The organism is Belliella filtrata (genome assembly GCF_022549775.1).
Taxonomy (GTDB): domain Bacteria; phylum Bacteroidota; class Bacteroidia; order Cytophagales; family Cyclobacteriaceae; genus Belliella; species Belliella filtrata.
In genome coordinates this window covers 87,086-98,331 of the sequence record NZ_JAKZGP010000010.1, presented here as the reverse complement: position 1 = coordinate 98,331, position 11,246 = coordinate 87,086, and the positions used below count along the sequence as shown (strand labels likewise).

General features: G+C 39.8%; 9 protein-coding genes. 1 reads left to right on the top strand and 8 read right to left on the bottom strand.

The features are described from left to right. Positions 1-149 precede the first annotated feature (149 nt). Positions 150-449, top strand: coding sequence for a hypothetical protein (locus MM239_RS06285; protein ID WP_241347354.1), 300 nt, complete (start codon positions 150-152; stop codon positions 447-449). A 303-nt stretch (positions 450-752) separates the two neighbouring features. Here MM239_RS06285 and MM239_RS06280 read toward each other — a convergent pair whose 3' ends face one another. The 8 genes from MM239_RS06280 to traK form a co-directional block, all read right to left on the bottom strand. Further along, positions 753-2,609, bottom strand: a complete 1,857-nt coding sequence (locus MM239_RS06280; protein ID WP_241347353.1) for a DUF4859 domain-containing protein — start codon at positions 2,607-2,609, stop codon at positions 753-755. A gap of 713 nt (positions 2,610-3,322) precedes the next feature. Then, on the bottom strand, positions 3,323-4,564 hold the full coding sequence (locus MM239_RS06275; protein WP_241347352.1) for a DUF4374 domain-containing protein: 1,242 nt from the start codon (positions 4,562-4,564) through the stop codon (positions 3,323-3,325). 48 nt (positions 4,565-4,612) lie between these two features. Continuing rightward, entirely contained in the window at positions 4,613-6,988 is a 2,376-nt protein-coding gene (locus MM239_RS06270) for a TonB-dependent receptor (protein ID WP_241347351.1), read from the bottom strand. A gap of 381 nt (positions 6,989-7,369) precedes the next feature. Beyond that, positions 7,370-8,170 (bottom strand): hypothetical protein, encoded by an 801-nt coding sequence (locus MM239_RS06265; protein ID WP_241347350.1) that lies wholly within the window; start codon positions 8,168-8,170, stop codon positions 7,370-7,372. 12 nt (positions 8,171-8,182) lie between these two features. Next, entirely contained in the window at positions 8,183-9,007 is an 825-nt protein-coding gene (gene traN / locus MM239_RS06260) for a conjugative transposon protein TraN (protein ID WP_241347349.1), read from the bottom strand. 4 nt (positions 9,008-9,011) lie between these two features. Next, entirely contained in the window at positions 9,012-10,235 is a 1,224-nt protein-coding gene (gene traM, locus MM239_RS06255) for a conjugative transposon protein TraM (RefSeq protein ID WP_241347348.1), read from the bottom strand. 60 nt (positions 10,236-10,295) lie between these two features. Next, positions 10,296-10,604, bottom strand: coding sequence for a hypothetical protein (locus MM239_RS06250; protein WP_241347347.1), 309 nt, complete (start codon positions 10,602-10,604; stop codon positions 10,296-10,298). 12 nt (positions 10,605-10,616) lie between these two features. Further along, positions 10,617-11,243: a conjugative transposon protein TraK gene (gene traK / locus MM239_RS06245; protein ID WP_241347346.1), complete on the bottom strand. Its 627-nt coding sequence runs from the start codon at positions 11,241-11,243 to the stop codon at positions 10,617-10,619. Positions 11,244-11,246 lie beyond the last annotated feature (3 nt).

Sequence of the window (11,246 nt, the reverse complement as noted above, 5' to 3'; positions counted from 1 at the left end):
ATGCATGTGACTCAGGTTCAGTTATATAGGATTTTTTACGTTCCTTTTGAATAGCCCGAAGATTAATTCTTAAGCATAGTTGTAACAACCTAACAATCAACTTGAAAATTTATGCTCGGAATTGCTGGCTAAAGGCAGAAATCTCAGACATGTTAAAACCAGAAAGTATGTACGCTTCAGAGATAGACGATGAAATAGCCCAAGTGTTTTTAGAATACACGTCAAAAGAACGCTCTTACTTTAATGGAACCTCTTACATTGACAAGTCATTGAACATCCTGTATGGGGCGATAAACAATTACTACTATTTACTTTCAAGGAAGTATTTCTTGCTCAAGAAAAACCTTTTGATCTTCCAAGCCAGTTTGCTTGAAAAAAACATGGTTGACCATATCGATGAAAAGGCATCAAGCATCACAGCGCAGGAGACTAAGGAAGGGTTTAACTGATTTTATTATCAAATGCACTGGATATCATCCAAAGCAAAACAAAAATCTCCTTGGTCAAAAACCAAGGAGATTCCTCAACATCAAACAATCTGAATTCAATCCATTAAAACTTTCTACCCTTGCTTGCTTTAGGGGCTCTAGGTGTAGTAGGAAGTTTAGGCACTACCTTTTTGTCTTTCCTTCTCACACTTTTATTTGGTTTTCGGGAACTGTTCTAAATTGGACATGCAGCACTTTGAGGCAAAAAAAACTGGCCCAAGAAACCTGAGCCAGTTAATAGTAAGTAGTAATAATAGTTAAACCTTAATCCATTGTTATGTTGAAGGTTACCGTAGCCTGTACTGTTTGACCAGGCTGGTAAGTGTAAACAAAAGCTTGGCTCACCGTATAGATATCACCTGCTTGGCTGTGTCCAGGATATTGACCGATAGTAAAGGTGAAATTATTTTCATTAAACTCTGAATAGACTACAGCATCATTCCCCCAATTGCAAATATTTCCATTTGTATCAAACCAATGTCCATAACCATTAGCAGTGCTTGTGCCATTAAGTGTCCCGTCGATTTCAACCCCAAAAAATTGGATGCTTTCACCGAATTTGGAAATAATTTCATTGGGTTGGATCACAAAAGCTTCTGCTAGTTCAGTCATGTCTAAAGTGATGGTGGCTCCTTCATAGGAAGTCTCACTGGCTGGAAAATTTACAGCTATGCTTAAGGTTTTATCACTTGGCATTGCATCATCTGGAAAGTCTACCAAGCCTGCAATATTAGTATTGGTAAACTTGACTTTGTAAGGCCATTGGTCATCATTGGACTCATCTTCATCCCAAGCATGAGGCAGGTAGCTGTTGGGAGCACCTGTAACCACAAACCAAAGCTTGCTACAATTTTGAGGAACTTCGAAACTGACTGTGCCAGTAGTTCCTTGACTCATTGTTCCATAAACACGTTGTCCGTTTTCAAGTAGTGCCACATAGCCGTATCTCCATCCAGCCCTACTAACATCTGCTACCGTGTTGAATCCAGGAGCATTGACCATTCCAGTAAAGGTGGCTGTTACCGTATTGCTACTTTCGGGTACATTGAGAGGAATGACGTTGTAGCCAGTTGTTCCTGGCGCAAAATTATAGGTCACTTGGTGACTTCCATCTTCCAAAGTTTGAAAGTTAAATTTCTGATCTCCTATGCGACTGGTACCATATGCTCTTAGTCCTTCAATATCCCAAGTGACATTTTTACTCGCTGCTTCATAAATTTCATCATTGAATTGTTCTACAGAAATGCCCTGCAATCTCATGTAAGCCTGATATGGATCTTCTGGTTCGTTTGCCATTCTCCAGAGGTTACCAATAAATTCCTTTCCGTGTTTCTCAGCCCAATAATAATGGATAAAATAGCTTGCATACCTGTACCACTCATGACCCAGGTGTCTATGGTAGTTTTCAATATAAACTTGAAAATCATGTGTGGTAAAAATTTGCTCTGGATAGGATTGTAGGGCTTGCCATTGCGCTGTCTGTTCCCAGAAAGTATTTCCACCATTTCCTCCAAAACCATAACGAAACCCACTTCCACCTTTCAAATCACAGTAAACTTGGTATTGAAAACTGTGACCAATTTCATGTGCAATGACAGCTCCGACAGGTTTACATGTGGCAGGATTAACCCATAGGGCTCCAATTACATCATCATAACCAGCCCCATAAGCCATCCAACCCTCTTCATAATACAAAAATATCATCATTTTATATTTGTCTAGGTTTGACTCGCCAATACCTTTTTTAGCAAATTCAAAATCATATACATTAAGCTCATAATAAGACTCTGCTTTTTCCAGTAAATTGTCTATGTCCACACGGAAAAACTCTGGTACTTCTGTTGAGTTGGGGTCATGCTCCCCATACCTTTTATCCCAAAATACAATAAAGTGATCGGACTGCCTGCTTCTCTGAAAGCTCCATGTGCTCGCGTTATTTGACATGTCCATTTCTGCGAACTCATTAGGGATATAAATTTCAAGTTCACTGTGCTCGATAATTTCTACTTCTGGACCAATCAGCTCCTTTTCCGAGCAACTGGATGTCCAAAATACAGTAAGGATAACGCACAATAACAAATGCATTCTTTCCTTTAGATCTGAGTAACTATTTTTTCTCATAAGTATAAATGTTTAAATGAATTTGGGTTATTGAATGATTTAATCAATACTTGCAGTTGGCCTAAAAGAGATAAAACTTAAGGGGAATAGCGCTTTCAGGTTGCTTTTTTGAATTTTTTAAAACTAGGTAAACTTTTGAATATCACTGTAATACAATATTCGCAGATCCTTATAGTCAATTCACTAGAAAATACTTTGATTGTGCTGATTAACAAACTTGGGGCAATTTTTGGATATTTTAGACAATATAGTATTGGTGTAAAAAAGATCACCTGATTTAAATCAATTGCAATTGTCACGCAAAGCTCACATTGTTTGAAGTTAAAGCAGGCTCAATCCCTCAATCCAGAGTCTTTATAAAAATCACAGCTGTACCTTGTTTCAAGAAAGAAGGTGCTTGACCTTGGAATCCATCTTTAAGTAGAACTTGTAGCTATAAAAATGATCAATGTTCACCTTTGTCTATCTGATGTCCATTTTTTTTCTGAGCAAGCTTGTTGGGTATCTTTTCCCAACCCAAAAATCCCCTTCTTGGGTTTGATTGTGCTCATGCTAGTGGATTTATGTTTGTTTTTTACAGGAGTTCTCTTTGGCTTAGTCAAAAAAATGCTAAAGTTTAAAAGTGATATAGGTTTTGAGAAGGATCCTAAAAATCAATGGATGGTTTCTCCTTCGACAAAGGAGAAAAACCATCCATTCATAAGAAGTTACTGTCAATTATTCTTTTCCAATTTTCTAATTGCTGTTATCGTACCTCCTTCAACCTCCAAACCCTTAGCAGCTGTATTACTTTCAGCATCAAAATGGTACACATAACTTCCTTCTGTAGTCGTGATCCCAATGTATGCGCTTTTCCCATCAAGAGGAGAATAATTATTTGAAGTAACACTGATTATGTCTTCGGCATTGGGAATGCCAGATACCCAAGACACGTTTTTGGTATTTACATCTGCAATGGCAAAAAACTTAGCTGCCCCCCAGACTTCTTTGGGGTTTCCAAGCATCAATACAAATTTGCCATTACCTATATAGATCCAAGAATGGAGGTAATGTCCATTAGTAAGGCTTTCGATATCCATAAAAAAATCTTGATCAAACTCGTCCTGACCAGCTTTAACCCTAACAATCGCAGATGGCTTAGAGGAGTTCATCTCACTATTGTTGGAGGTATTCGCTGGTGAAAAGGCATAAACGTCACCATTCTCAACAACGGCAAGTCCTTCATTGAAATACCTACCTATTGAGCTGATTCTATCATCGGTAATTATTTTTTCTAGCTCCATGGATGGGTAAGCATAAATGGCTATCCATGCTTTGTCTGGATCATTTGTTCCAAATGAATCACTGCAACAACCTTTTATACTCATATAAGGTGCATAGACTTTATCGCCTACTTGGGTTACCCAGGTGAAGAATCCCATTTCTTCGTCTGATTTAAGTGCTTTCAAATCAATCTGTCCTTCATCAACAATTTGAAGCAACTCTGTATCCATCCTATACCAAGAAGCTGTAGGCGTATTGATATTTCTTGGAATTCTCACCATGAGTAAATCATCTTTTACGATGGCAAAAGCTTGAACTGTTTCGGCTTGAAAGTCCGATAGTTTCTGAAGTTTCCCCGTGGCATCGAGGGTATAAGTGGTCACTGCTCCAGGATTGCCTTGACCATAGAGTAGGGAAAAGAACTTGTTTTTGTGAGATACATAGTACCGGTATGTTCCATCTTGCTCTATTCCATTCCCTAGCGTACTTACCGTACCTTTATCAAGGTCATCGACGGTCAATAGATAATCAGCGACCCCATCCGAAGAAATAGGTGTAGAAGTCACGACATACCTGTAATCTTGTTCACTTGCAGGATTATCTGGACCTGGCAGTTCATTGTTTTCGCAAGCAAAAAACACAGAGAACATGGCACAAATTGCCAAAGCAACAAATTTGGTTTTGTTATTCATTTTGTTAGAATTTAATATTAAATATGTATTAATTAGTTATTGAGTGTATCACAGAAAGAAATACCTTATTTTTCCAGTAAAATTCCTCCCTGGTTTTTGGAGGCTGAAATTGTCATAGAGTAGGGTATCCAAAAGATTTCGGCATTCGAAGGTAAATTGGTATTTACTCTTTTTTCCGAAAGTGTAGGAACTCTCCAGATCTATGGAGACTTGTTGGGGCACGGTTAACTTATCACTGCCTAGGCTTGGCCAGTATAAATAAAATTCATGGACATATCTCATGTTCATACCGATGTTCCACCTGTCTTCCTGAAACTTCACATTATCCAAACCATAGGATAGGTCAATATTCCCAAATAGATAAGGCATATTGGGGATCCTGTCTTTGTAAAGGATACTGACAGTTTGCTGTCCAGCCTCATATTGAGTATTGTTTCGCAAATCCTGGTATGTCATGGTTATGCCAGCTTGCCATTGCTCTTTTAAAAATACCCTTACATCAGCTTCCACTCCTTTGGTTAACACAAAGCCCAAGTTTTCCATCACCTGCATGACTTGGTTATTGTTGAGCCTTGCACGGATAAAGTCTCTGGCATCTCTATAAAAAAAATTGGTGGAGGCGTTTATTCTTTTGTTTCTCCTGCTATCAGACCAATAGTTAAATCCCAAATTGTAATTGTAACTACTTTCAGGTTTGAGGTCTATGTTGGCCGCAAGGTTTATTAAATCCCCAAACAATTCTTCCGTTTCTGGTAACCGGTAGCTTTTTTCAAAACTTGCTTTTACTTGAAATCTTTCTTTTGGGAAATAAGTTAACGCTGTACCGTAGCCCAAATGGTTAAAAGCGTTTTCGACATCTTGATATGCTACATCTCCCCATTGTCCAGTAGGGTTAAAGGATTGGGTATAGTTTGTTACTTGATTATAAGACTTAGCAAATACAGTTGTTCCCCATTTTTCATTGTTTCTAAACTGATAGCTCAAACCCAGGATGTTTTTGGTATTTACTTGGGGTTGATCATATTTGGCATCATCGGGAAAAAGTTCATCACTTCCTTTTCTATTGAATGTATTGAGCACATGGTTAAATGTCAAACTGCTTTTGTCATCGATTCGGTAGTTAAGCGTGGTATTGGTTAAGCCATTGTTATTGCTGAACTTGTACAATGTCCTGGACCTTTCCCCACCAGGTCCTTCATAGGTTTTGTATTGGCCAAACCAATTGTACCTTCTATTTAGCGTATCAATGTTTTGCTCGGTGCCCAGGTTATAGTTGGCATTAAAGCTCATGTCAAGCTTTGAAGAGAACAGGCCCTTTTTTTCATACCGAAAGGTGGGCATGACTATGGTTCCTCTTCTATGCCAAGAACCAAATACAGTAACCATCCTCGCACCAGTTTGAATTTCGGAATAGTTTTTCCCTAAAGTTGCCCCCACGAGCAACCTGTCCGCAAATGGTTTATTAACCCAGCCCAATTGCGTTATAACAGTTTCATTGTGGTAAGTATCATGAAACCTTCTTACCCATTGATCTGGGAAATATTGCCCCGTATTGATGTCCGCCACATCAACATTGACTTTATAATTGTTAGCAGAGTAGTTCTGAAAAGCATTCACTTGAGCCACAAAGCCACCTTTACCAACGTGTACAGCATTTATGGCTGTGCGGTGAGTATTAAAAGATCCAAAAGCGTAAGATGCATCTATATGGCTTTTCTCAAATGTTTGGGTTACAATATTTATGGCACCTCCCAGTGCATCAGCACCTAAGCCAACAGGAACCACTCCCTTATAAACTTCGATGCGACTGGCCAGGTTGATAGGTATATTATTCAATTGAAAAGAGGTTCCCATGTTATCCATTGGGATACCATCCATAAAGACTTTTACCTGTCTCCCAGAGAAACCATTAAGAGAAAGGTTCATGCCAGAACCCAATCCTCCATTTTCTCTAATTCTAACACCAGATACCCGATCCAGGGCATGGGCCAAATCCAAGGTTGTGTGGTGCAGGCCCTTTCCATCTACAACCTCTACTGGAAATGCTGTCTCCTTGACTTCCCTAACCATGTTTTTTCCATTAACCACCACCTGTTCAAGGCTCATTTCAGCTTCTTCCAGTATGATTTCTAAGAATGGAGAAAAGTCAGTTCCAGTGGAAAAATTAATTTCATGCTCCCGATAACCTAAGTGAGAGATTTTTAGTGAATAATTGTTGTTTCTGGGAAATGTAAAGGAAAATGAACCATCCTGATTACTTAAAAGCCCCGTACCCAACTCTTTAATATAAACCCCTACATTTTCCAAAGGTTGGAGACTAGGACTTAGCACTTTACCCTCCAGCAATACGGTGTTTTGTGCCTGGCTTGCCAAAATATTTAGGCCATAGATTGCCAAGGCAATGCATAATGTTTTAATTTGCATAGCTTTTTAAATGTGACGTTTAGGAAGTAAATACCAAGGTCTTGTAGTTAGCGCTACAGGACCTTTCTTTTTAGCTCATTATATTAATCTATTTTTATTTAGACTTAATTTAATTAAAGGCAAATCTAGGTTTTAATTTGTTTCATTGACAAAGTTTGATTGAAAAAATTGCATTGATTTTTTCAATAGAATTATTCAGCACATAGCAATTTTCATGTAAGCACTCAAAAGAAACCCAAGGGCTAAGAAAACCTCACTTATCAAATTTTTTTTAACACACTAAAAAATAGCTTAGTAAGGAGATATCATCCAAAGCAAAAAAATCTCCTTGGTCAAAAACCAAGGAGATTCCCCAACATCAAATAATCCGAATTCAATCCATTAAACTTTTCTACCCTTGCTTGCTTTAGGAGCTCTAGGCGTAGTAGGAAGTTTAGGCGCCACCTTATTGTCTTGCTTTTCCTGCTTGTTCAGCGCTTTTCTTTTTGAATCTTCCAAGCCATTCCCTGCTTGCTCAAGTTTGAGTGTATTGGTCTTTACCGTCCTCATTTGACTGTCATAAACATTCACTGCTTTAAACTTGGGGTTGGCTTCAATAAACATGATCTCTTCTTTGCCGTCCTTTTCCATGGTTACTGGATAGACATTTCCCTTAGCCACGGCTTTGAGCATCCATTCCATTTTGTTTTCATCATGAAGCTCTTTTATGGGTAACTCATGGAGTACCTTTTTAAGGTCAAAACCATAGTTTTCATGGTATTGGTTAAGCTTAAAATTGCCATTTTCCTCTTTCACCGACAAATCAAGTTGAAGCCATGCTTTGTAAGGCTCATTTTCTGCATTGAGTAAACTTTTCTCTACGGCTCTTCCTTCGATCAGGTTAAAAGCTTCTTTGGCCGTTACCCCTTGATTTTGGTAAAAGGTGTGTGCCTTGTAGGGAATGGAAGGGTTTGGATTGTGCAACATCACATCCATTTTATTGAAGAAAAACCGTTCATTCTGACTGGATTGACTGAAATGAAGGTTAAAATCCATGTTTTTATCTTCAAAATTCATTCGAATCGGCAATTCAAAGGCCGTTTCTCCTTTTTTGATTTGGTTTTCCAGGGCTGAATTCAGCTTTTCTTCAAAACCAGCGTACTTTAACCGCTCTTTGAGGTATTCTAAATTTTCTTGATCCATGATGGTATTTGTTTATAGTTGAACATCGGCTAAGCGTTTTGCTTTGAGCACATGCTTGCCTTTTAATTTTAATATGAGTGTTCTGTCCCCATGTTTTTCATTGAGCTGAAGGTGCAATTGCTTTTTGTCAGCAATGGTAAACTGGGGAAATGCCAGTATGACTACTTGAGGCTTTTGGGAAATGACTTGCTTGCCATTTTCATAGTAGCTGTAGGTATGCTCCAATGGTGTTGTTTGACTGCTGGTTCTTTTGACCTGCCTTTTGTCTTTGATCGTAGCTTTCAGCTCCTTGATTTCAAAAGGTAAGGGAGCTTTGTTCTCCAGTCCTAAGTGAAAATAGATCATGCCTTCTTGCTGATAAATTCCTAGCAGTGACATCCGCATCTGGTATTTATTTACCCTTTTCTCGACTTTTATTTTGTTTCCGATGATCTGATGAACCGCATAGTGAAAGCTTACTTTGTTATGTTCATTGTTCAAGAGGAGGTTTGCCCGTGCCGTTTCCAGCATGTGGTAGGTCGTCTTTATAGGTCTTTCAGCATAGCGAACCTCAAATTGGTAGAGTATGCCCTGGTCAGTAATCACATGCAGGTTGGTAATTGGAAAGTACCTTACACCACCTTTGAGCTTGAGTACATTTCCAGCAACCTCATCTTTTTGAGCCAGCAAGGACCTGCTTCCTCGATCTATGGAAAGCACTTCTCCAGGAAATACCAGTACGGTAGTTTTGTCCCAAGTTACTTCTAATGGGAAAGGTTGTTCCTGCGCCCACAAGCCATTACAAACCCAAAAGGAAATGAGGAGCAAACAGCTCAATTTTATCGTTAGAATTCTCATGGCCTTATGCTTTGTCAACAAGTAGGATAGGGTGACCATGCTTGACATTTACTTTCTTAAGTTTGGTCTTTTTTCCTAAAAAGCCTCTAGCTGTTTCCACGCCTGTGGCTGCCAATTGTGCTTCTAATCCCATCCCTGCTTGAATGGGATTATACCCTTGAATGCCCTGAGCCATCCCTTCCTTACTGGCTTCCCGACCAATAGCGCCGGGGATGGCTATGCCAGGTAGGGCATCTAGGCTGTACACTTCCATTTTGACAGGGATGAGGTAGTTTTCATGCCTGATGTGTTCAATTTGAATCTTGAGCCTTTCTCCGTCCAGTTTACAAATCCCATGTACCTGAGTACCCTCTTGAAGTTGAATGCCATTGATTTCCAGGTCTTCAGAAAGCTGAAGCATGAGGCTACTTCCAGATACAATCTGTTTGTCTTCTGCTACTATAGCTGGAAAGGCTGCGGGGATGGGCACTTCCATGATCACTTCACTGCTCAGGCCAAAAAATCCATTTTGTTCCTGCTCAACATCCATGTCAGGCAGGTGATTCTCAGGCTTTACTTGCTTGGCTGCAAAAACGGGCGGTGTTTCTCTACTAGGCGTAGCAGTTACCTCTGGCAAGTAGCGATCAGGATATTGTAAGGCCAGTACCTTATCCATTAATACTTCTAATTGCCTGAGTTCAGGATCAGGCTCTTGTTGGCTTTGTTGCATGCTATGCATCAAATATTCCAAGCGATCAATTTCTGCGCTCATGCCGTGCTGTTCATGGGAATGAACTTGAGATTGAACTTTGCCTAGGCTAGGGGCAAGGCTTGGTTTTGCTTGCCCAGGGAACTTGGGCATTTGATACAAGTCCTCTTGACTCATCAAGGCGACGATGTGCTGAAGCTTTTCTTGGAGCTGCTCTTCTTGTGCTTTCAAGGGCCTATTGGTCTCAAGCAGGTCGGTAATGTGGAGGTCTTCTACCTCCAATTCCTCTTGAAGGAAATCTGCATAAGGATCCAATCTTTTTTCTTCCTTGACTTTTCGCTTATGGAGCTGATCCAAGTCATAGGTGGTCCATTTACTCAATGGCGTTTCTTCCAACATGACATCTGGTAGGGAACTGTTGATGCCTGAGGAGGCATCTTCAGCTAGCAGCTGCCCTTCATGAAGGAATGGCATGGCCAGCAGCATCATGGGAATGACAATGATGGGCAAGCCCAAGAGAAATAGTTTGTGTTTTTTCATTTGTTGATTTTCCATCGTTCTATTGTTTTTGGTTGTAAATCGTGTAAATCATGGTAGTATCTACTCAAGGACTTTGACCTTGGATTTGAATTTGCATTGGAATGGTAGAAGTGGGGGATATGTTGGTAAATCAGCAGGGTTTTGATGCGCATACACCAAAAGGTAAAGCCCTATAGAAGCCAATAAAAGCAAGCTTAAGTTTGATCCTTCAGTTTGCGCTTTAAACAAGCACTCAACACCTTTATCAATTCCAGCAAATTCAGTTAATCCAGCAAATCCGATAACCTTCTGAAAGCAAGCAAGATCGCTTGAAGTACCAGAACCTATTCCTATCCAGTTTTTCCATGCTATGATCCCCTTGTTTTCCATTGCCTTAAATGATTATCTTTTGCTGACCTTGATGTCTTGATTGTTTATGGTTTCCCAGTGTTCGATCAGGAAACCATGCGGGTTATTTTCAGACCTGTTAACTGCTCTAAGTTTCCCTTGCGTCACCAGGAGGCGAAGCACTTCAGAAGTGGTTCTGACAATTTTCTGCTTTCCATAATAGGTAAAATGGTAAGGGTGGCTGTCCATTTGAAGTTTTAAGGAATCCATCTCTATTTCTTGGGAGACATTCCCAGCCAATACCTGGTTGTAGAAGCCTTTCTCTTGGAGGTTATCATAGGCCTTTTTAGCAGACTGATCTGCTAGGTAAAAGGCCCGTTTTATTTGTTTATGGATGTATTCCTCATCTGGGGAAAAGCTAAAGAAGTAATGGTGAAACATGCGTACATGGTTTTTAGCCTCTACCTGAAGCTGCGCATCCCTGTTGCTGGCGATGGCCTGAAAGACCTGATCATGGGCCATGATATAGACCTGTTGATTGATTTTATGGACCTCATTGCGGTGCAGAAAATAAATAAGGACAGTCATCATAAAAGCTCCGACACAGGTAACAATGGCAACACTTTTTACCATGCTGAAAGCTGAATTGATGTTTCCCAATTGTTTGATAGGCTTGTACATAAG

Coding starts and splice junctions, on each gene's coding strand:
- MM239_RS06285 (WP_241347354.1), top strand. CDS start 150: ATGTTAAAACCAGAAAGTATGTACGCTTCAGAGATAGACGATGAAATA.
- MM239_RS06280 (WP_241347353.1), bottom strand. CDS start 2,609: ATGAGAAAAAATAGTTACTCAGATCTAAAGGAAAGAATGCATTTGTTA.
- MM239_RS06275 (WP_241347352.1), bottom strand. CDS start 4,564: ATGAATAACAAAACCAAATTTGTTGCTTTGGCAATTTGTGCCATGTTC.
- MM239_RS06270 (WP_241347351.1), bottom strand. CDS start 6,988: ATGCAAATTAAAACATTATGCATTGCCTTGGCAATCTATGGCCTAAAT.
- MM239_RS06265 (WP_241347350.1), bottom strand. CDS start 8,170: ATGGATCAAGAAAATTTAGAATACCTCAAAGAGCGGTTAAAGTACGCT.
- traN (WP_241347349.1), bottom strand. CDS start 9,007: ATGAGAATTCTAACGATAAAATTGAGCTGTTTGCTCCTCATTTCCTTT.
- traM (WP_241347348.1), bottom strand. CDS start 10,235: ATGAAAAAACACAAACTATTTCTCTTGGGCTTGCCCATCATTGTCATT.
- MM239_RS06250 (WP_241347347.1), bottom strand. CDS start 10,604: ATGGAAAACAAGGGGATCATAGCATGGAAAAACTGGATAGGAATAGGT.
- traK (WP_241347346.1), bottom strand. CDS start 11,243: ATGTACAAGCCTATCAAACAATTGGGAAACATCAATTCAGCTTTCAGC.